The organism is Paraurantiacibacter namhicola (assembly GCF_001687545.1).
Lineage (GTDB): Bacteria > Pseudomonadota > Alphaproteobacteria > Sphingomonadales > Sphingomonadaceae > Paraurantiacibacter > Paraurantiacibacter namhicola.
In genome coordinates this window covers 2260798-2281377 of record NZ_CP016545.1, presented here as the reverse complement: position 1 = coordinate 2281377, position 20580 = coordinate 2260798, and the positions used below count along the sequence as shown (strand labels likewise).

At 67.2% G+C, this 20580-nt stretch carries 18 protein-coding genes; all 18 read left to right on the top strand.

Annotated features, from left to right (window positions below; all coding sequences use genetic code 11):
- The 18 genes from A6F65_RS11165 to ftsZ all read left to right on the top strand — a co-directional run bounded on the left by A6F65_RS11165 (position 1) and on the right by ftsZ (position 20574).
- A complete protein-coding gene (locus A6F65_RS11165) occupies positions 1-390 on the top strand; it encodes a hypothetical protein (RefSeq protein ID WP_067788760.1) in 390 nt (129 codons plus the stop codon).
- A complete protein-coding gene (locus tag A6F65_RS11160) occupies positions 380-1189 on the top strand; it encodes a Gldg family protein (protein WP_157093128.1) in 810 nt (269 codons plus the stop codon). The genes A6F65_RS11165 and A6F65_RS11160 overlap by 11 nt, the downstream gene beginning before the upstream one ends.
- A gap of 319 nt (positions 1190-1508) precedes the next feature.
- Entirely contained in the window at positions 1509-2003 is a 495-nt protein-coding gene (locus A6F65_RS11155; RefSeq protein ID WP_067788756.1) for a division/cell wall cluster transcriptional repressor MraZ, read from the top strand.
- The gene (rsmH, locus tag A6F65_RS11150; protein WP_067788755.1) at positions 2000-2947 is read left to right on the top strand and encodes a 16S rRNA (cytosine(1402)-N(4))-methyltransferase RsmH; all 948 of its coding nucleotides are present in this window, start codon (positions 2000-2002) and stop codon (positions 2945-2947) included. Before A6F65_RS11155 ends, rsmH begins: the two co-directional genes overlap by 4 nt.
- Positions 2944-3486 carry a hypothetical protein gene (locus A6F65_RS11145; RefSeq protein ID WP_067788752.1) on the top strand — a complete coding sequence of 181 codons (543 nt, stop codon included), beginning with the start codon at positions 2944-2946 and terminating at the stop codon, positions 3484-3486. Before rsmH ends, A6F65_RS11145 begins: the two co-directional genes overlap by 4 nt.
- Complete coding sequence (locus tag A6F65_RS11140) at positions 3483-5207, top strand: peptidoglycan D,D-transpeptidase FtsI family protein (protein WP_067788750.1); 1725 nt, start codon at positions 3483-3485, stop codon at positions 5205-5207. The genes A6F65_RS11145 and A6F65_RS11140 overlap by 4 nt, the downstream gene beginning before the upstream one ends.
- Positions 5204-6667, top strand: a complete 1464-nt coding sequence (locus tag A6F65_RS11135) for a UDP-N-acetylmuramoyl-L-alanyl-D-glutamate--2,6-diaminopimelate ligase (RefSeq protein ID WP_067788746.1) — start codon at positions 5204-5206, stop codon at positions 6665-6667. Before A6F65_RS11140 ends, A6F65_RS11135 begins: the two co-directional genes overlap by 4 nt.
- A 17-nt stretch (positions 6668-6684) precedes the next feature.
- The gene (locus A6F65_RS11130) at positions 6685-8121 is read left to right on the top strand and encodes a UDP-N-acetylmuramoyl-tripeptide--D-alanyl-D-alanine ligase (RefSeq protein ID WP_237164917.1); all 1437 of its coding nucleotides are present in this window, start codon (positions 6685-6687) and stop codon (positions 8119-8121) included.
- On the top strand, positions 8122-9192 hold the full coding sequence (gene mraY / locus A6F65_RS11125; protein ID WP_067788742.1) for a phospho-N-acetylmuramoyl-pentapeptide-transferase: 1071 nt from the start codon (positions 8122-8124) through the stop codon (positions 9190-9192).
- The gene (gene murD / locus A6F65_RS11120) at positions 9189-10559 is read left to right on the top strand and encodes a UDP-N-acetylmuramoyl-L-alanine--D-glutamate ligase (protein ID WP_067788739.1); all 1371 of its coding nucleotides are present in this window, start codon (positions 9189-9191) and stop codon (positions 10557-10559) included. Before mraY ends, murD begins: the two co-directional genes overlap by 4 nt.
- On the top strand, positions 10556-11830 hold the full coding sequence (locus A6F65_RS11115; protein WP_067788736.1) for an FtsW/RodA/SpoVE family cell cycle protein: 1275 nt from the start codon (positions 10556-10558) through the stop codon (positions 11828-11830). Before murD ends, A6F65_RS11115 begins: the two co-directional genes overlap by 4 nt.
- Positions 11827-13035, top strand: coding sequence for an undecaprenyldiphospho-muramoylpentapeptide beta-N-acetylglucosaminyltransferase (gene murG, locus A6F65_RS11110; RefSeq protein WP_067788734.1), 1209 nt, complete (start codon positions 11827-11829; stop codon positions 13033-13035). Before A6F65_RS11115 ends, murG begins: the two co-directional genes overlap by 4 nt.
- Positions 13032-14462: a UDP-N-acetylmuramate--L-alanine ligase gene (murC, locus tag A6F65_RS11105; RefSeq protein WP_067788732.1), complete on the top strand. Its 1431-nt coding sequence runs from the start codon at positions 13032-13034 to the stop codon at positions 14460-14462. The genes murG and murC overlap by 4 nt, the downstream gene beginning before the upstream one ends.
- 71 nt (positions 14463-14533) lie before the next feature.
- Positions 14534-15418, top strand: a complete 885-nt coding sequence (gene murB / locus A6F65_RS11100; protein ID WP_067790584.1) for a UDP-N-acetylmuramate dehydrogenase — start codon at positions 14534-14536, stop codon at positions 15416-15418.
- Positions 15415-16383, top strand: coding sequence for a D-alanine--D-alanine ligase (locus A6F65_RS11095; protein WP_067788730.1), 969 nt, complete (start codon positions 15415-15417; stop codon positions 16381-16383). The genes murB and A6F65_RS11095 overlap by 4 nt, the downstream gene beginning before the upstream one ends.
- Positions 16383-17294, top strand: coding sequence for a cell division protein FtsQ/DivIB (locus A6F65_RS11090; RefSeq protein ID WP_067788728.1), 912 nt, complete (start codon positions 16383-16385; stop codon positions 17292-17294). Before A6F65_RS11095 ends, A6F65_RS11090 begins: the two co-directional genes overlap by 1 nt.
- Entirely contained in the window at positions 17294-18577 is a 1284-nt protein-coding gene (gene ftsA / locus A6F65_RS11085) for a cell division protein FtsA (protein ID WP_067788725.1), read from the top strand. Before A6F65_RS11090 ends, ftsA begins: the two co-directional genes overlap by 1 nt.
- Positions 18578-18714: 137 nt before the next feature.
- Positions 18715-20574 carry a cell division protein FtsZ gene (ftsZ, locus tag A6F65_RS11080; RefSeq protein ID WP_067788721.1) on the top strand — a complete coding sequence of 620 codons (1860 nt, stop codon included), beginning with the start codon at positions 18715-18717 and terminating at the stop codon, positions 20572-20574.
- Positions 20575-20580: the final 6 nt, after the last annotated feature.

Here is a 20580-nt window from a genome sequence, read left to right as displayed (position 1 = left end):
ATGAACCAGCAAGTCGATATTCCAGAACAGCAGGGGCCGCAGCTCCCGGACGATCACGAACCGACCTCCGCCCCGCTTGCCGGGACGCGCGCACAGAATATGCAGCGCCTGCAGGTGGGCCTGTCCGGCGTGGTCGGGCTGATCCTGCTGGTGGGCCTTGCCAATATCGTGATCGACCAGGCGCGCCTGTTGGACGAGGAAGCCGCCGCGATCGAGGGCGAGCCGCCCGTCGCCGAAGCGAGCCCGTCCCCCGAAGCGCCGAGCGATCCGCTGGTGGATATCGGCGTGGTGCCGGACCTCCCGCCGGTCGACGAGACACCCGATGCGGCTCCCGGACCGGTGGCGGGCGAGGGCGCCCCTGCGGCTGGTGGTGACGGCAATGCGCAATAGGATGCTGGCGGCGGCGCTGCTGCCTGCCGCAATGTTGCTGGCCCCTGCGGCATGGGCGCATGACCCGGTCGCGCAGGTGGAAGAGGCGGAAGCGCAGGAACCGCGCGTCACCGGGCTGTTCACCACCCTGCCGATCATGTGGGGTGAAACCGCCTCCATCGCAGAAACGCTGGCAGGCTCTGCCGAACAGCACTGGGCGCGCGGCGTGCTGGAGCAGGGCGGGAAGCTGCGCGCGGTGGATTTCATCGCGCCGGAATATCTTGCCGATGTGGACCTGCTGGTCATGGCACAGCCGCGCCCGCTCGCCCCGTCGGAGAATGTCGCGCTCGATGAATGGGTGCGCGGCGGGGGCCGCCTGCTGCTGGTGGCGGACCCGATGATGACCAGCCACTCGCGCTTCGGCCTTGGCGACCGGCGCCGCCCGCAGGACGTCGTGCTGCTATCGCCCATCCTCCAGCGTTGGGGGATCGAGATGCTGTATGACGAAGGCCAGCCGGAGGCCGCGCAGCTGCTGGGCGAAAATATCCCGGCAGAGGATGTGGGGACGGTGCGGGACGGGGATGCCGATCGCGGCCATCCGAAGCAGGTTGCCATCCCGGTCATGCTGCCCGGCCACTTCAGGCTGGCGGGCAATGGTGTGCGGGCTTGCCAGCAATCGCATGACAATTCCTTCCTTCGCTGCCGTCTCGGGACAGGCAGCATCACGCTGTTCGGCGATGCCGCCTTCCTGGACCTGCACGAGCCCATGCCCGGTTCCGACAGCGCACTGGCTTGGTTGCTGGGCGAATCCCGGAAATAGGGGACAGCGCGGGAAATCGCGGAATGCGAGGAATTTCGCGTATTTTCCCGTGGTCTAATCTTAGAACTGGGGAAAAAGTCGAGCTCGCTCGAACCGCGTATTTCTGCGGTTTCTGGCCGTTTGCATGGTTAAGTTCGGGTTATTTCCCGCGATTTCCCCTTCCATCCCGCACCATCCCGAGTTAGAGAGTCGTTCCATCGGAAAAGTTGCTTTCGTCGCGCCCTGTCGGGGCGGGCGGGCCGCATGACTGCGCGCCTGCACGGGGAAGCTGTGTCGCGCGCGGAACCGGGGCCGGGTGCGAATGTGAGGGAACGGGACGTTGGCGAAAAAGCCATCTTATGGGGAATTCGGCTTCGCGCTTCGCGGCGAGAAGAACCGATTCGCCCTGCCGCCCGACTTTCGCAAGGCAATCCATGACCTTAGCGGCGAACGTGTGCTGTGCCTGGCCAAGCATGAAAGTTGGCCCTGCCTGGTCGGCTTCGACCTGTCCTATACCGAAACCTTCGAGGATACGCTGGACCGCGAGGAAGAGCGGGCGATGAAATTCGGCCGCGATTTCGACCGCGGCGTGCGCGCCATGCAGCTGTATGGCTATTCCAAGGTCCCCTTCGATGCGAGCGGGCGCTTCATCCTGCCCGACTACCTTCTGGAGCTGGGGAACCTGCGGGACGCGGTCTATTTGCAGGGGCTGGGCGACTATTTCACCCTGTGGGATCCCGAAGCGCTGGAGGGCATGGGCCCGCAATTCCAGTCCGCGCAGGCCAAGTGCCGCGAGATGCACCAGCGCGCGCTGGCCAAGGCAGGCCGGAAGTGAGCGCGCCTGCACCCCACATCCCCGTCCTGCTGGACGAAGTGATCGAGGCGCTTGCCCCGCAGCCTGGCAACGTGATGATCGACGCCACGTTCGGCGCAGGCGGTTATACCCGCGCGCTGCTGGAAGCGGGCGCGGTTGTCCACGCATTCGACCGCGATCCCGACGCCATCGCAGCGGGCAGCAAGTGGGATGAAACGCGCGAAAATCCCCCGCGCCTCGTCCTGCATCACCGCGCCTTTTCCGACATGCTGGACGCCATGGCAGAGGCCGGCGTGGCGCAGGTGGACGGCATCACCATGGACATCGGCGTCTCCTCCATGCAGCTGGACCAGGCGGAGCGCGGCTTCGCCTTTTCCGCCGATGGCCCGCTGGACATGCGCATGGCGCAGGATGGCGAAAGCGCCGCCGATTTCCTGAACACCGCCGACGAGGCGAGCATTGCCGATGTGCTCTATCACTTTGGGGAGGAGCGCCAGAGCCGCCGCGTCGCCCGCGCCATCGTGGCTGCGCGCCCGCTGGAGACCACCGGCGAGCTTGCCCGCGTGGTGCGCCGCGCCCTGGGTCACAAGCCGCATGACAAGAAAGACCCTGCGACCCGCACCTTCCAGGCCGTCCGCATCCATGTGAATGGAGAGCTGGACGAGTTGGAAGCCGGCCTGAAGGCCTCCGAATCCCTGCTCAAGAGCGGCGGGCGGCTGGCCGTGGTCAGCTTCCATTCGCTGGAAGACCGGATCGTGAAGCGCTTCCTGAAAGACGCCGCCGGAAAGGCGCGCAGCACCTCGCGCCACCTGCCCGTGGCCGATAGCGGGCCGCAGCCGGTTTTCGCAGAGCTCAGTAAGGCGATCCGCCCCTCCGAGGCGGAGATTGCGCGCAACCCGCGCTCGCGCTCTTCCACCCTGCGCGCCGCGACGCGCACGGATGCACCGGCGAGGGCAGCGGCATGACCCGGCAGAGCCAGCTCCGCCGCCTTGGCTGGATCGCCGTGCTGGCGATCTGCACGGCATTGTACGGCGCGCTGCACCTGAAAGTGCACACGGTGAAGACCAATGTCGTCGCCGCGGAAAAGCGCATCATCGCGCTGGAGCGCAACAACCTGCTGCTGGAAACCGAATTCGCCGCCCGCGCCAATGTGCAGCAGCTGGTGCGCTGGAACCGGCTGGAGTTCGGCTACCGCCCGCCGGAAGCCGGGCATTACATCGAGAACGAGCGGTCGCTTGCCGCATTCGGCACGCCGCGGGCAGACGGCGCGCCCATGCCGATCCGCGTGGCCGGCGCCGCCACGGGAGAGAATGCGCCGGAATTCCCGCGCCTTGTCTCCCCGTTGACCGGCCGCGTACTGGACGACGACCTGGTCGATCCGGCAGCCGAGGCCGAGAGCCGCCGTGCTGCACGGGCGGATAATGGCATGTTCCGCATCCCGCTGGCCGATGTCGGCGGTGGCAGCACGACCGGCTCCGCTGCGTCTGTGGAAGCGCGGCCGTGACGGCTTTCGTGCATTCCGGCAGCTTCGCCTCTCCCCGCGTGCGGCTGGTCGACGATCGCCGCCGCTTCCTGCTGACCGCCCAGATGCGCGCGCTGCTGGTGGGCGGCGTGTTCGTGCTGCTGGCGCTGGCCGCGCTGCTGCGGCTGGCGTGGCTGGGCGTGGTGCAACCGGCCCCTGCCACCTATTCGCTGCAATCGCAGCTGCTGCCCCCGCGCGGCGAGATCACCGATCGCAACGGCGTGCCGCTGGCGCGCGCATTCCCCGCCTATGCGCTGTGGTTCAACCCCGACGCACTGGAGGGCGATGGCACGCCGCTGGTCAAAGATCCGGCGCAGGTCGCGGCTGAATTGCAGGCCATTTTCCCGGACATGAATTTGGAGGCGACGACCCGCCAGCTGGCATCGGGCAAGCGCGGATACCTGCGCCGCCGCGTTCTGCCGGAGGATGCCAACAAGGTGTACACCATTGGCGAGCTGGCGCTGGAACTGCCACAGGAAACCGACCGCCACTATCCGCAAGGTCCGCTGGCCGCCCACGTGCTGGGCTATGTCGGGTCGGACGGGCAGGGCCATGTCGGCATGGAATCCTATTTCCAGGACCAGCTGTCCAACCCGGCGGTCCACGGCGCAAGCATGCCGCTTTCCATCGACACCCGCGTGCAGGGCGCGCTGGAAGACGAACTTCACCGCGGCATGCTGGCCGTGGATGCCGTGGGCGCGGCGGGCATCGTGCTGGATGTCGACACCGGAGAGGTGCTGGCGCTGGCATCGCTGCCCAGCTTCGATCCCAACCGCATCGACGCCGCCGGCCAGGCCAACATGTTCAATCGCGTGACCAACCAGGTTTACGAGCTTGGCTCCACCTTCAAGCCGCTTTCGGTTGCCGCAGCCATCGATGCGGGCAAGGTCACCAATCTGGGCAAGCGTTACCAGGCCAACCGCCCGCTGAAGATCGGCGGCCACCAGATCAATGACAGCCACGTGATTGGCGCCAGCCTGAACGTGCCGGAATCGCTGATTCATTCCAGCAACATCGTCACCGCGCAGATCGCCGATGCGATGGGGCCGGACGTGCTGAAGCGTTACATGGAGGAGCTGGGCTTTGCCGAGCGGCCCTATATCGAGCTGCCCGCACGCGGTTTCCCGCTGTGGCGCGATGGCAAATGGCCGCGCATCACCGGCATGACGGTCAGCTATGGCCACGGTATCGCCGTGACCCCGCTGCACCTCGCCTCCGCTTACGCCGCGATGGTGAATGGCGGCATCTGGCGCCCTGCGACCATGGTGAAGGTGGAACCCGGCACGGCCCCGCGCGGTCGCCGCGTGTTCAAGGCCAGCACCAGCGCGCGCATGAACCAGCTGCTGCGCATGATCGTGGTCTACGGCACGGGCCGCAGCGCCGATGCCGATGGCTACCGCGTGGGCGGCAAGACCGGCTCTGCCGAGAAGCCGGGCCGCGGGGGTTATCGCAAGACCAGCCTCGTCTCCACATTCGCCGCCGCTTTTCCGATGGACCGCCCGCGCTACGTCGTCATCGCCATGCTGGACGAGCCCAAGGGCACGGCGGCCAGTTCCTACCAGCGCACCGCGTCCTGGAATGCCGCGCCAATCGTGGGCCGCGTGGTCCCGCGCATCGGCCCGCTGCTGGGCGTGATGCCCGATACCTCCCGCGATATAGACCTGTCGGATCTGAAGCCGCTGGTTCACGGGGGTGTCGAATGACGCTGCGAGAGCTTGCTGCGCGGGCCGGGCTGGACGCCGGCGAGGCGGGCGACACCAATGTCACCGGCTTCGCCATCGACAATCGCAAGGTCGCGCCCGGCAATGTGTTCGGTGCATTCCGCGGCAGCGCAGCCAATGGCGAGGACTTCATCCCCGCTGCCATCGCGGCCGGCGCGGTGGCGGTAATCGCGCGGCCCGAAGCGACGGTGGAGGGCGCACTCCATATCGCCGCCGATGAACCGCGGCAGGCCTTTGCCCGCATGGCCGCAGGCTTCTTCACACCTGTTCCGCCCGTGGTGGTCGCGGTGACGGGCACGAACGGCAAGACCTCCACCGTGGAGATGACCCGCCAGCTCTGGCGCATGTGCGGCGAGCGGGCGGCCAGCATCGGCACGCTGGGCGTCACCACGCCGGATGAGAGCGTCTCCACCGGCCTGACCACGCCCGATATCGTCACTTTCCTGTCCAACATGACGGGCCTGGCGCGCGAAGGCGTGACGCGGGTGGCTTACGAGGCGAGCAGCCATGGCCTGAGCCAGTATCGCAACGAGGGCCTGCCGGTGGCGGCGGGCGCATTCACCAATTTCAGCCGCGATCACCTGGATTATCACGCCGACATGGCGGAATATTTTGACGCCAAGATGCGCCTGTTCGACGAGGTCGTCGACGATGGCGGCACGGCTGTGATGTGGGCGGATGACGAATATTCGCCAGCGGCGATCAAACGTGCCGAGGCGCGCGGCCTGACCCTGTTTACCGTGGGCGAAAATGGCGCGGACATCCGCCTCACCGGCCGCGAAGCCGGGCAGCTGGGGCAGGATTTGACCATCGAGCATGGCGGGCAGGAACGCCGCGTGCGCCTCTCGCTGATAGGCGAATACCAGGTCGCCAATGCGCTGGTGGCGGCGGGGCTGGTGCTGGCCACGGGCGGCGACGCCGCGCAGGTGTTCGACGGGCTGGGCCGCCTGCAGCCGGTGCGCGGCAGGCTGGAACGTGCCGTCATCACGCAGGCCGGGGCGCCGGTCTATGTGGATTACGCCCACACGCCCGATGCGCTGGGCGCTGCCATCGCGGCGCTGCGCCCGCACGTGACGGGGCGCCTGATCACCGTGTTCGGTGCGGGCGGCGACCGTGACGAGGGCAAGCGCGGCCCGATGGGCAAGGTGGCGAGCGAGGCATCGGATCTGGTCATAATCACCGATGACAATCCGCGCGGGGAAGACCCGGCCGCCATCCGCTCCGCCATCATGGCCGAAGCGGCAGGCGCGCGCGAAATCGGCGGGCGGCGCGACGCTATCGCCGCTGCCATTGCCGAGGCGGGGCGCGACGACATCGTGCTGATCGCGGGCAAGGGGCACGAACAGGGACAGGTTATCGGACGGGGCGAGGATAAGCGCGTCCTGCCCTTTGACGATGTGGATGTGGCGCGGCAATGCGCCGCTGTTGGAGGACGCTCGTGAACGCAGTTCGCAAGGTAATGCCGTGGCCGGTGCAGGCGCGCGACGAGGCGCGCCTGGCGCTGTGGACCAGCGCCGAGATCGCCGCGGCGACCGGCGGTACGGCCAGCGCGGCCTTCCAGGTCTCCGGCGTGGAAATGGACAGCCGCGATGTGCGCCCGGGCGACCTTTTCGTGGCGCTGAAGGGCGAGGCGATGGATGGCCACCGCTTCATCGACAAGGCCTTTGCCGCAGGCGCCGCTGCCGCCATCGTGGACCGCCCGGTCGACTGGCCGCATGTGCTGGTAAAGGATACCGGCGCGGCGCTGGAAGCACTGGCCGCCGCCTCGCGTGAACGCATGGCGGGCACGGTAATCGGCGTCACGGGCTCGGTCGGCAAGACGGGCGTGAAGGAAGCCATTTTCGCCGCGCTCGATCGGACCAGCCGGGGCCGCACCCATCGCTCCATCCGCAGCTATAACAACCATGTCGGCGTGCCGCTCAGCCTGTCGCGCATGCCCGCGCGCAGCGATTACGGCGTGTTCGAGATGGGCATGAACCACGCGGCGGAAATCTCCGTCCTCACGGCGCAGGCGCGCCCGCATGTCGCCGTCATTACCACCATCGCCCCCGCGCATATCGAGAACCTCGGCAGCGAGGAGGCGATTGCGGACGCCAAGGCGGAGATCTTCGAAGGTCTGCAGGAAGGCGGCACGGCCATCATCCCGGCAGACAGTCCGCATTTCCAGCGCCTGGCCGATGCCGCGCGCGCCGCGAAGGCCGATATCATCAGCTTCGGGCGCAGCGAACAGGCCGACATGCGGCTGGTCGATGCCATCCCGTCTGCCAATGGCGGTTCTCTGGTGACGGCGAAGTTTGCCGGGCGGCATCTGTGCTTCACCGTGGCCGAACCCGGCGATCACTGGGTTTCCAATGCGCTGTGCGTGATGGCAGCCGTGCATGCGGCCGGCGGCGATCTTGGCGCGGCGGGTCTTGCGCTGGCAGAAATGGGCGGCCTGAAGGGTCGCGGTGCGCGCCACCGGATTGCCGCGCCAGGCGGCCAGGCCCTGCTGGTGGACGAAAGCTACAACGCCAATCCCGCCAGCATGCGTGCCACGCTGGCCGGGCTCGGCTCCACGCCCGCAGGCCGGCGCATCGCGGTGCTGGGCGCGATGAAGGAACTGGGCGATTTCGGCCCCGCCTTCCACCAGCAGCTGGCCGAGCCATTGAGCGCAGCGGACGTGGATTTCGCCGTATTGGTCGGCGAGGAGATGGCCCCGCTGGCACGCGAACTGGGGAAAGGGGCGACCCCGCCGCTTGGCAAGTCCATCGCCTTTGCGCATTGCCATGGGCCCGGTGACGCAATCGCCGCGCTGGAGGAATTCGGCCTGCTGGGCGGCGATGCGGTGCTGGTAAAGGGATCGAATTCGGTTGGATTGTCGCGGGTCGTGGCACATTTCACCGCCAAGGATGCATAGATGCTCTATACGCTGGCGCAGTGGCTTGAATTCGAGGGGCTCTTCAACCTCGTAAGGTACCAGACATTCCGCTCGGGCGCGGCGCTGATGACGGCGCTGTTCATCGGGCTGGTGATCGGGCCGCGCTTCATCTCCATGCTGCGCGTGCGGCAGGGCAAGGGGCAGCCGATCCGCGCCGATGGCCCGCAGTCGCACCAGGCCAAGGTGGGCACGCCCACCATGGGCGGCCTGATGATCCTGGTCTCGCTGGTCCTCAGCATGCTGATCTGGATGGACCTGTCCAACCCCTTCCTGTGGGCCTGCCTGGCGGTGACCGTGGGCTTCGGCATCATCGGTTTCGTGGACGATTTCGACAAGGTGACCAAGCGACACCATGCCGGCCTGTCCGGCAAGGTTCGCCTGCTGCTGGAATTCATCGTGGCAGGGATCGCCGCCTGGCTGATCGTCGGGGAGATCAACACGAACCTCTACGTTCCCTTCCTGTCCAACGCCTCCATCCCGCTCGGCCCCTTCTACTACGTCTTCGCGGCCTTCGTGATCGTGGGCGCTGGCAATGCGGTGAATTTGACGGACGGGCTGGACGGGCTTGCGACCATGCCTGTTATCATCGCGGCGGGCACCTTCCTGATCATCTGCTACCTCGTCGGGCGCGTCGATTATTCCGATTACCTCGGTATCCCGCACGTCCCGCTGGCGGGTGAGCTGGCGATCTTCTGCGCCGGGATCATGGGGGCGGGCCTCGCCTTCCTGTGGTTCAACGCACCGCCTGCCGCCGTCTTCATGGGCGATACCGGCAGCCTGGCCCTTGGCGGCGCGCTGGGCGCAATCGCCGTTGCCAGCCATCACGAGATCGTGCTGGGCATCGTTGGCGGCCTGTTCGTGCTGGAGGCGCTGTCCGTCATTATCCAGGTCTTCTGGTTCAAGCGGACGGGCAAGCGCGTGTTCCGCATGGCCCCCATCCATCATCACTTCGAGCAGCTCGGCTGGAAGGAATCGACGGTCGTGATCCGCTTCTGGATCATCTCCATCGTCCTTGCCCTGATCGGCCTTGCGACGCTGAAGCTGCGGTGATTACCGGCTCGCATTTCTCCGGCAAGACCTATGCCGTCCTGGGCCTCGCGCGGTCCGGTCTGGCAGCGGCGGAAAGCCTGCTGGCATCGGGCGCGAATGTGGTCGCGTGGGACCGGCAGGAAGAACCGCGCGAGAAGCTGGCCGGACGTGCGCAGATCGCGGACCCGCTGACCATCGACCTGACCGGCTTCGACGGCGTCGTCGTCTCCCCCGGCGTGCCGCTCAACACCCATCCCATCGCGGAGCGGGCGGCAGCCGCCGGTGTGCCGGTAATCGGGGACATAGAACTGTTCGCCCTGGCCCGGCGCGACCTGCCGCGCCACCGCGTGATCGGCATCACCGGCACCAATGGCAAATCCACCACCACCGCGCTGGTCCATCATTTGCTGCAGGAGGCCGGCGTGCCCGCCATGATGAGCGGCAATATCGGCCTGCCGGTGCTGGGGCAGGATCCGCTGCAGCCCGCGGGCGATGTCGCGGCCGTCTATGTGCTGGAGCTTTCCAGCTACCAGATCGACCTGACGCGCAGCCTTGCCTGCGAGGCAGCGGCGCTGACCAATATCACGCCGGACCACCTCGATCGGTATGATGGGTTCTCCGACTACGCCTTCTCCAAGTCTCGGCTGTTCGCGATGCAGGGCAGTGCGCAATTTGCCGTGTTCGGCTGCCAGGATGCGCCAACCCGCGCCGTGCAGCGGGCGGAGGCGGAGCGCAGGCCCGATGGCATGGCTTCCTGCGCCGATTACGAGGCGTGGCGCGCACGCCAGACGGACTGGCCCGGCTTGCAGGGGCCGCATAATCTGCAGAACGCGGTGATCGCGGCGGAACTGGTGCGCGAGATGGGCGTGCCCTTGCGGCAGGTGGAGGCCGGCCTCGCCAGCTTCCGCGGCCTGCCGCACCGCATGGAAATACTCGGCGAGGCGAACGGCGTGACCTTCGTCAATGACAGCAAGGCCACCAATCCCGCCTCCACCACGCCAGCCCTGCAGGCCTATCCCGCCATCGGCCGCCCGCGCGTGCACTGGATCGTGGGCGGCCTGCCCAAGGAAGACGATTTGTCCGATTGCGCGCCCGCCTTCGGCAATGTCGCGCGCGCTTATACGATCGGCGAGGCGGGACCTGCCTTCGCGGCCGAACTGGAAGCACGCATGCCGGTGGAGCGCTGCGAATTGCTGTGCGAGGCGGTGAAGCGCACTATCGAGCACGCGCAGCCCGGCGATGTCGTGCTGCTGAGCCCCGCCTGCGCCAGCTTCGACCAGTTCCGCGATTACGAGCAGCGCGGCGAGCATTTCCGCCAGATCGTACGCCAGCTGACCGGGCTGGACAGCACTGCGCCCGGCGATGGCGAGAGCCGGTCCGCGGCATGAACGCCAAGCGCCCATATGTCCCCTTGCCAGGTCAGTCCCCACCGCCCGCGCCGCGCCTGCGCCGCGACTGGAAGGACCATGTCCGTATCTGGTGGCGAGAAGTTGACCGGGTGCTGCTGGGCCTGATCCTGGGCCTGATGGTGCTCGGCTCGCTGGCCGTGGCCGTGGCATCGCCCGCCAGCGCCGCGCGGCTTTCCACGTCCGAGACAACGCTCCCCGGCAGCTATTTCTGGATGCGACACATCGTCTGGCAGGTGATGGGGCTGGCAACCATGATCGGCATCAGCCTGGTCCCGCGCGAGCATTTGCGGCGCGGCGGCATCGTGGCGGCGGCGGTGTTCTTCGGCTTCCTGATGCTGGTGCCGCTGATCGGCAGCGAAGTGAACGGCGCGCGGCGCTGGCTGGACCTTGGCATGCGTTTCCAACCCAGCGAATTCCTGAAACCCGGTTTTGCCATCGTGCTGGCGTGGGTGCTGTCCTGGCGCACGCGCGACCCGGACATGCCGGTAATCCAGACGAGCGGTGCGATGCTGGCCGCCGTCGTCTTCCTGATGATGCTGCAACCCAACCTTGGCGGAGCGATCCTGTTCGTCGGGGCATGGTTCGTGATGGTGCTGCTGGCGGGCCTGCCGGTGCAGCGCGTGGCGGTGATGGCGGGCCTCGGTTCCATGGCGCTGGTCGCGGCGTACCTCTTCTATGACAATGCGCGCCACCGCATCGATGCCTTCCTTGGCGGCGGAACGGCGTTCGACCAGGTGGACCTGGCAAGCCGTACGCTGATGGCCGGCGGCTGGACGGGCACCGGCCTGTGGCTGGGCGAACAGAAGATGCGCCTGCCCGAAGCGCATACGGATTACATCTTCTCGGTCATCGGGGAGGAGCTGGGCCTGCTGACCTGCGCCGTGGTGGTGATCCTGTACCTGTCCATCGTGCTGCGCGTTTTCGTCCGCATGGTGGGCGAAGAGGACATTTTCCGCCTGCTGGCCGCCAGCGGCCTGGCGGCATTCTTCGGCGGGCAGGCCTTCATCAACATGCTGGTGAACCTGCAGCTGTTCCCATCGAAAGGCATGACGCTGCCGCTGGTCAGCTATGGCGGGTCCAGCACGATTGCGACCTGCGCGGTGGTGGGTCTGCTGCTGGCATTCACCCGCCGTAACCCGTTCCTGAGCCGCGAGGGTCTGGCTTTCGCCAACCGCAGGGGGCAAAAGGTGCCTTTCGACAGGCGCGCAGGGCAATCCGCCCGCGATGCCGGGAAGGGTATTGCAGCATGACACAGGCGCCGGCAGGGCCTTCGCGCCACTTCGTCCTCGCCGCAGGCGGCACGGGCGGCCATCTGACGCCTGCCTTCGCGCTGGCGCAGGAACTGGACCGGCGCGGCCATCACGTTGCGCTGGTGACGGACGAGCGCGGCGCGGCCATCCCCGGCAAGCCCGATTTCCTGCCTGCCCATGTCCTGCCTGCTGGCCGCTTCGGCAAGAACCCGCTGAAGTGGTTCTCCGGTGCAAAGGCCGTGTGGGAAGGCCGCAGCATGGCGCTGCGCCTGTTCGAGACGTTCGAGCCGACCGCCGTAATCGGCTTTGGCGGATACCCTGCGCTTCCTGCGCTTTTGGCTGCGCGCAAGGCGGAAGTCCCTTCCGTCATCCATGAACAGAACGCCGTGCTGGGCCGCGTCAATCGCCTGCTGGCGGGTGGGGTGAAGGCGATTGCCACAGCCTATCCCGATGTCGCCCGCCTGAAGGATGCGCACCGCGAAAAGGTCCACCTTGTCGGCAATCCGGTGCGCGCGGGCGTGCTGGCACTGCGGGAGGAGGAATTCCCTCCCTTCACGCAGGACGGCCTGCTGCGCGTGCTCGTCACCGGCGGCAGCCAGGGTGCGCGCGTGCTGAGCGAAGTGGTCCCCGATGGTCTTGCCATGCTGCCGCCTGCGCTGCGCAGCCGCCTGCAGGTGACGCAGCAGTGCCGCCCGGAAGACCTCGACGCGGTGCGCGCGCGCTACGCCGGGCACGACATTCCCGCCGAACTGGGCACTTATTTCGAGAACATGGCCGAGCGCCTTGCCGATGCACACCTGTTCATCGGGCGCGCCGGGGCCAGCACCATCGCGGAACTGACCGCCGTGGGCCGCCCGGCGATCCTGGTGCCGCTACCCATCGCGACGGACGACCACCAGGCTGCCAACACGCGCGAGATCGTGAAGGCGGGCGGGGCGCGCTCCATCCGCCAGAACAATTTCTCGGCCAAGGAACTCGCCAAGCAGATCGGCGCGCTGGCCAAGCGGCCCGACACGCTCGCCACCGCCGCCCATGCCGCATGGAATTGCGGCCGCCCCGATGCGGCAAAGGACCTAGCGGACCTGATGGAAAGCTTCGGCGGGGATACGATCCAGGACGTCATCCGCGTGGGCGGCAACAACGCTCGCGGCGCGACGCAGGGGCAGTCTGTCGCGCAGGGCGCGGCGAAGGAGCCGGCACGATGAAGGGCGTTCCCACCGATATCGGCACGGTCCATTTCGTCGGCATTGGCGGCATCGGCATGTCCGGCATTGCGGAGGTGATGCATAACCTCGGCTACACCGTGCAGGGCAGCGATATTGCCGAAGGACCGGGGGTGCAGCGCCTGCGCGAACGCGGCGTTACCATCCATATCGGGCACGATGCGGCCAATGTCGCGGATGCGGCCGTGATCGTCACTTCCACGGCCGTGCGCCGGACCAATCCGGAAGTTGCCGCCGCGCTGGAAAACCGCATCCCAGTGGTGCGCCGCGCGGAAATGCTGGCCGAGCTGATGCGGCTGAAGAGCACGGTCGCGGTGGCCGGCACGCATGGCAAGACGACGACCACCAGCATGGTGGCCGCGCTGCTGGATGCCGGCAAGATCGATCCCACCGTCATCAATGGCGGCATCATCGAACAATACGGCTCCAACGCCCGCGTCGGGGAATCGGACTGGATGGTGGTGGAGGCAGACGAGAGCGACGGCAGCTTCCTGCGGCTGGACGGGACAATCGCGGTCGTCACCAATATCGATCCCGAGCACCTGGACCATTACGGCAGCTTCGACGCGGTGAAGGACGCCTTCGTCGAATTCATCGAGAACGTGCCATTTTACGGCGCGGCCATCCTTTGCGTCGACCATCCCGAAGTCCAGAACGTGATCGCCAAGGTGCGCGACCGGCGTGTGATGACCTATGGCTTCTCCGCCCAGGCGGACTTGCGCGGTGACAATGTCCGCCCGCATGAAGGCGGCAACCGCTTCGATGCCGTGCTGCGCCAGCGCGACGGCAGCGTCCGGCGGATCGACAATATCGACCTGCCCATGCCGGGCCGCCACAATGTGCAGAACGCACTCGCCGCCATCGCCGTGGCGATAGAAATGGGCTGCGACGACGAGACGATCTGCAACGGCTTTGCCAAGTTCGGCGGGGTGCGCCGCCGGTTCAGCCGTGTCGGCTCCATCGCGTTTGGCGAGGGCAATGCCGCGCAGGTAATCGACGATTACGCGCACCATCCGGTGGAAATCCGCGCCGTGCTTGGGGCAGCGCGCGAAGCTGCCGCCAATCGCGTGATCGCGGTCGCACAGCCGCACCGCTATTCCCGCCTCAACGATCTTATGGATGAGTTCCAGGGCGCCTTCAACGATGCCGATGTGGTCTATGTCGCGCCGGTCTATGCCGCGGGCGAGGATCCCATCGACGGGGCGGATGCCGCAGCGCTGGTCGCGGGCCTGAAGGATCGCGGCCACCGCGCGGCGAGCGAAGTCTCCGGACCCGCCGACCTGGCAGAAACGCTGGCCGCCGAAGTGCAGCCGGGCGACCTCATCGTGTGCCTCGGCGCAGGCGACATCACCAAATGGGCCGCGGGCCTCGCAGCAGACGTGGCCGAATGGCAGGCCAGGGCGAAATGATGCAGCCGGACGAATGGACAGTGTGGCAGGGCGGCGCGCCCGGCAGCGAGGAGGCACCGGGCACGGACGGCATGATGCCCTTCGAAGTGCGCGGCAAGCTGACGCGAAACGCACCGCTCGCCAAGCTGGTCTGGTTCAAGAGCGGCGGCGCGGCGGACTGGCTGTTCGAGCCGGAGGACACCGAAGACCTCATCGCCTTCCTTGGCCAGATGGAGCCGGGCACGCCGGTCATGGCGCTTGGGCTGGGCAGCAACCTCATCATCCGTGACGGCGGCGTCCCGGGCGTGGTCGTGCGGCTGGGCAAGCCGTTCGCGCAGGCCGAACATGTCGGCGACTGCGTCATGTCCTGCGGCGGCGGGGCGAGCGGGATCCTGGTCTCCTCCACCGCGCGCGATGCGGGCGTCGCGGGGCTGGAATTCCTGCGCGGCATCCCCGGCACCGTGGGCGGCTTCGTGCGCATGAATGGCGGCGCCTATGGCCGTGAGGTGGCGGACATTCTGGTCGATTGCGACTTGCTGATGCCCGACGGCAGCCATGTGACCGTCCCGGCGGCCGACCTGCAATATTCCTATCGCCACTCCGCCCTGCCGGAAGGCGCTATCGTGATCGCGGCCCGCTTCAAGGGCACGCCCGGCGACCCGGAGGAAATCGGCGCGGAAATGGACCGCATCGCCGATGCGCGCGAGCAATCGCAGCCGCTTCGCACCAAGACGGGCGGCTCCACCTTCAAGAACCCCGAGGGCGGGAAGGCCTGGCAGCTGGTGGACGAGGCCGGCTGCCGCGGCCTGCAGATGGGCGGCGCGCAGGTGAGCGAGAAGCACACGAACTTCCTGATCAACAAGGATGATGCGACCAGCGCCGACATCGAAGGCCTGGGCGAAGAAGTCCGCCGCCGCGTGGCGGAAAAGACCGGCGTGACACTGGAATGGGAAATCAAGCGGGTGGGACGGCCATGAGCCTCGACCGGAAACTCCACGTTGCAGTCCTGATGGGTGGCTGGGCGAACGAACGCCCCGTTTCGCTGATGAGCGGCGATGGCGTGGCCGATGCGCTGGAGGGCAAGGGCCACAAGGTCACGCGGATCGACATGGACCGGCAGGTCGCCGCGCGCATTGCAGAGGCTGCGCCGGATGTAGTGTTCAACGCGCTGCACGGCGTGCCCGGAGAAGATGGCACGGTGCAGGGCATGCTGGACCTGATGGGCGTGCCCTATACGCATTCCGGCCTCGCCACCTCCGTTATCGCGATCGACAAGGAGCTGACGAAGCAGGCCCTGGTCCCCGCAGGCATCCCGATGCCGGAAGGGACCATCGTGAAGAGCGCGGACCTTTTCGAAGGCGACCCGATCCCGCGGCCTTACGTGCTGAAACCGGTCAACGAAGGCTCCAGCGTGGGCGTCGCCATCGTCACGGATGACAGCAATTACGGCAATCCCATCGCCCGCGATGCGGAGGGGCCGTGGCAGCAATTCGAAACGCTGCTCGCCGAGCCGTACATTCGCGGCCGCGAGATGACGACGGCGGTAATGGCCGGCCCGGACGGTCCGCGCGCACTGGCGGTGACGGAGCTCGTTCCCAAGAGCGGCTTTTATGATTTCGATGCCAAGTACACGGATGGTATGACCGACCATGTCTGCCCAGCCGAGATCCCGGACGACATCGCTGCCCTGTGCCGCGAATATGCGCTGAAAGCGCATGAAGTGCTCGGCTGCCGGGGCACGAGCCGCACGGACTTCCGCTGGGATGACGAGCGCGGGGCAGATGGCCTCTTCGTGCTGGAAACCAATACGCAGCCGGGCATGACGCCGCTCAGCCTCGTGCCCGAACAGGCGAAATATTGCGGCATCGATTATCCGGACCTCGTCGAGGCGATCATCGCCGATGCGCTGGCGCATTTCGCGCCTGAAGGGCAGGGCGGCTGATGGCGCAGACGATCCGCCGCAAGTCCACGGGCGTGCGCCGGCAGGCCCGCGCGCAGGGCACCAAGCGGCAGGTTAGGAAGGCAACGAAGCAGACCAGCAGCCTGTTTGGCGCGCTGCTGCGGCTGCTACCCTTCACCGAAGAACAGCTTCATCGCATCTTCCTGGTGCTGATCATCGGCGGCTTGCTGGCAGCGGCTTACGGCGTCGCGGCCTATGCCGGGCTGACCGCCATCGCGCACAAGCAATACAGCACATGGGTGGCGGGCCTGGGTTACAAGGTTAGCCAGGTCGGGACGACGGGGACGGAGCGGCTGAACCCGCGCCGGGTCGATGATATCGTGCTGGGCCGCAAGGGCCGCTCCATGGCGGAGATAGACCTCGACGCCGTGCGGGCGGACGTGATGGAACTCAGCTGGGTGAAGGATGCCAGCGTCAGCCGCCACCTGCCGGGCACGATCCGCGTCCATGTGCAGGAGCGCGAGCCCTATGCCGCGCTGCGCAAGCCGGACCGGCTGGTGCTGATCGATGTGACCGGCCACGCGCTGGAACCGATTTCCGCCGCAGCGGCGAAGGATATGCTGGTGGTCGAAGGCCCCGGCGCGCAGGCGCAGGTGGAGGCGCTCGACCGCTTGCTTGATGCCGCGCCCGCGCTGCGCCCGCAGGTGAAGGGCGCGGAATGGATCGGCAATCGCCGCTGGGACCTGACCTTCGGCAGCGGGCAGGTGCTCAGCCTGCCGCGAGGTGAGGAAAAGGCCGCCGCTGCGCTGATCGACTTCGCGCGGCTGGACGGCACCAACCGCCTGATCGGCGGCAAGGTCACGGCCTTCGACATGCGCACGCCGGATCGCATTTACCTGCGGTGCCCCGATTGCGCGGACAAGGAACAGCTCGACGTGACGGAAGGATCGTAATGGCGCATCAGCCGAACATCGAACGCCTGTTCGGGGCCGTGAACATCGGCTCCTTCCGCGTCTCCGCCATGATCGCCGGGATCGCCGAGAATGGCGAGATGCAGGTGCTGGGCAGCGGCCACCGCATGGCGCAAGGCATCCGCCGGGGTTACGTCACGGACATGGCGGCGGCGACCTATGCCGTGCGCGATGCGCTGGAAAAGGCGGAGAAACTGTCCGGCCACAATGTCTCCAGCGTCTGGATCGGATCGTCCGGCGCGGGCCTCGCCAGCCGGGTGGACCCGGTGGAGATCGAGATCGGTGGCCGCCGGATCGAGGAAGAGGACGTGGAGCACCTGCTGCTCGCCGCGCAGGACGTGGTCCAGCCCGATGGCCGCATGGTGCTGCACGCGCACCCGGCCTGCTATTTCCTGGACGGCGCCGATGGCGTGGCCAATCCCGTGGGCCTGCATGCAGAGCGGCTGGGCGTCGATATCCATTCCCTGCTGGCCGATGGCGCCCCCATGCGCAACGTGCGCGAGGCGGTGGAAAGCGCGCACCTGGACGTCGAAGGCATTGTCGCCAGCCCGCTGGCCGCCGGCTATGCCGTATTGTCCGAAGAGGAACGCGACCTTGGCGCGGCGCTGGTGGAAATGGGCGCGGAAGTCACCAATGTGGCGGTCTATGCCGCCGGCATGCTGGTGGGGCTCGCCGCCATCCCGCATGGCAGCGCGGATATCACCGATGCCATTGCCAGCGCGTTCGGCATCAAGCGGTTCCAGGCGGAGCGGCTGAAATGCGTCAACGGGTCTGCCGTCGCCAGCCCGGCGGATCGCAAGGAAATGATCCCGGTCGCCGGGCCGAATGACGATGCCGCCGTGGCCCGCGGGACGGACGATCGCGGACGCATCCCGCGCTCCGAACTGATCGCCATCGTGACCGGGGAACTGGACGCGCTGATGACCGAAGTGGGCAGGGCGCTGGAAACGCTCGGCTATTCCGGCAGCGGCACGGCAGCGCGTCAGGTCGTGCTGACCGGCGGCGGTGCGGAAATGGCCGGGCTGGCCGATTACGCGCAGTCCGCGCTGGGCATGCCGGTGCGCATCGGGCGCGCCCCCTCGCTACGCGGATTGCCGGAGGCGCATGCCACGCCGGGCTTCGCTACGCTGGCCGGACTGGTGCTTTATGCAGCGGACGAGCCGGCCGATATCCGCTCTGTCGGGGCGGGGCGGCACAAGGTCACCGACTTCGGCTGGGTCGGCCAGGTGCGCCGCGTCGTGGCGGCGATGAAGGAGCATTTCTAGGCCACGCCGCCCGATCCCCCGCGATGAACCGGGCGAGGGCGGCTGTGGATAGTTGGAAATAGGTTTTGCACCCGTGATTCCCTTTGTGGCACAAGCGGATGCGAAAATTTGCACGGGGTCCACCCGGGAGACATGACATGAGCATCAATATCGGCCCGCCTTCCGCTGACGAACTGCGTCCGCGCATCACCGTGATCGGCGTGGGCGGCGCGGGCGGCAACGCCATCGCCAACATGATCGAAAGCGAGATCGAAGGCGTCGATTTCATCGTTGCCAACACCGATGCGCAGGCGCTGAACAACGCAGTGGCCGAACATCGCATCCAGCTTGGCCCCGAAATCACCCAGGGCCTTGGCGCTGGCAGCCGCCCCGAAGTGGGCCGCGCCGCGGCAGAGGAAACGGTCGAGGAGCTGGAACGCGCGCTGGACGGCGTGAACATGGTCTTCATCGCGGCCGGCATGGGCGGCGGCACCGGCACGGGCGCAGCGCCCGTGATCGCGGAGACCGCGCGCAAGAAGGGCGTGCTGACCGTGGGCGTGGTGACCAAGCCGTTCCTGTTCGAAGGCACGCGCCGCATGCGCAGCGCCGAAGCCGGTATCGAGGAGCTGCAGAAGCACGTCGATACGCTGATCGTCATTCCCAACCAGAACCTGTTCCTGGTGGCCAAGGCGGAAACCACCTTCAAGGAAGCGTTCCAGCTGGCAGACGAAGTGCTGCAGCAGGGCGTGCGCTCCATCACGGACCTGATGGTGATGCCGGGCCTCATCAACCTCGACTTTGCCGATGTCCGCTCCGTCATGGGCGAGATGGGCAAGGCCATGATGGGCACGGGCGAAGGCGAGGGCGACAACCGCGCGCTCGAGGCCGCCGAACGCGCCATCGCCAATCCGCTGCTGGACGGTGTGAGCATGCAGGGTGCCAAGGGCGTCATCATCTCCATCATCGGCGGCGAAGACATGAAGCTGCTGGAGATCGACGAAGCCGCGAACCACATTCGCGAGCTGGTCGACCAGGAAGCCAACATCATCTGGGGCAGCGCCTTCAATCCGGACCTGGAAGGCAAGATCCGCGTCAGCGTGGTCGCGACCGGCATCGAAGGCAGCGGCGCGGCGCAGACCATGCAGGACAACCGCCCCTCGGCTCTGTCCAGCGCGCGCGGGCCGAAGAAGCCGGTCCTTCCCCTGCCCACGGACGACGAGCTGGCCGAGGAAGAAGCGGCCTATGATGACAGCATGGGCGGCTCCGAGCCCGGTTTCGCCAGCCTCGGTTCCGGCATCCCCGACGATGATGGAATGTCCGGTGAAGGCGGCATGTCCGAAGGCGGCGGCATCAAGATGCCCGAAGCCTATGATCCCGGAGAGCCTGAAGGCGACGAGGGTTACGAAGACGAAAGCGCCGGTGACGGCCTGGCCGATCCGGCCGTGGACGACAGCATCTCCGCAGGTGACGAAGGCGGCTACGGCTCGCTGGAAACCACCCGCATCGAACGCGGCGCTGCGGAAGACGGTGACGGATCCGGTGACGCCGCAGACGACGGTGACGACTGGGGCGACATGCCATCCAGCGACGGCGACGATGCAGGCGAACTGGAACTGACGGACGAAGCCGCCAATGACGGCGCCTCTTCCGACGCAGGCGCCGATAATGCTGGCGAAACGGCGGACGAGCAGGACGAACTGCTGCTCGACGCAGACCGCCTTGCCGAAGAAGATGCACCCGTGCGCCCGATCGGCGCGAGTGGCCGGCGGAGCCGGATGTTGGGCGGCGCTTCGGACGAGGCGGCCGATGGTGACGCTGGCGGTGATGCGCCCGAGCAAGCTGCACCTGCCGCACCGGCAGCCGCCGCAGGCGGTGGCAGCACGCTGTTCGAACGCATGGCCAATCTCTCGCGCGGTGGCGGTTCGTCCTCCTCCGACGAGGAAGACGGCGATGACGAGGATGATGATGGCGGCTCGCTGAAGATCCCGCGCTTCCTCGGCCGGCAGAACAACCAATAAGACAAG

Bases quoted from the DNA above. Each gene is read 5' to 3' on its own strand.
- A6F65_RS11165 (WP_067788760.1), top strand. From the start codon at position 1: ATGAACCAGCAAGTCGATATTCCAGAACAGCAGGGGCCGCAGCTCCCG.
- A6F65_RS11160 (WP_157093128.1), top strand. From the start codon at position 380: ATGCGCAATAGGATGCTGGCGGCGGCGCTGCTGCCTGCCGCAATGTTG.
- A6F65_RS11145 (WP_067788752.1), top strand. From the start codon at position 2,944: ATGACCCGGCAGAGCCAGCTCCGCCGCCTTGGCTGGATCGCCGTGCTG.
- A6F65_RS11135 (WP_067788746.1), top strand. From the start codon at position 5,204: ATGACGCTGCGAGAGCTTGCTGCGCGGGCCGGGCTGGACGCCGGCGAG.
- A6F65_RS11130 (WP_237164917.1), top strand. From the start codon at position 6,685: ATGCCGTGGCCGGTGCAGGCGCGCGACGAGGCGCGCCTGGCGCTGTGG.
- mraY (WP_067788742.1), top strand. From the start codon at position 8,122: ATGCTCTATACGCTGGCGCAGTGGCTTGAATTCGAGGGGCTCTTCAAC.
- A6F65_RS11115 (WP_067788736.1), top strand. From the start codon at position 10,556: ATGAACGCCAAGCGCCCATATGTCCCCTTGCCAGGTCAGTCCCCACCG.
- murG (WP_067788734.1), top strand. From the start codon at position 11,827: ATGACACAGGCGCCGGCAGGGCCTTCGCGCCACTTCGTCCTCGCCGCA.
- murC (WP_067788732.1), top strand. From the start codon at position 13,032: ATGAAGGGCGTTCCCACCGATATCGGCACGGTCCATTTCGTCGGCATT.
- murB (WP_067790584.1), top strand. From the start codon at position 14,534: ATGATGCCCTTCGAAGTGCGCGGCAAGCTGACGCGAAACGCACCGCTC.
- A6F65_RS11095 (WP_067788730.1), top strand. From the start codon at position 15,415: ATGAGCCTCGACCGGAAACTCCACGTTGCAGTCCTGATGGGTGGCTGG.
- A6F65_RS11090 (WP_067788728.1), top strand. From the start codon at position 16,383: ATGGCGCAGACGATCCGCCGCAAGTCCACGGGCGTGCGCCGGCAGGCC.
- ftsA (WP_067788725.1), top strand. From the start codon at position 17,294: ATGGCGCATCAGCCGAACATCGAACGCCTGTTCGGGGCCGTGAACATC.
- ftsZ (WP_067788721.1), top strand. From the start codon at position 18,715: ATGAGCATCAATATCGGCCCGCCTTCCGCTGACGAACTGCGTCCGCGC.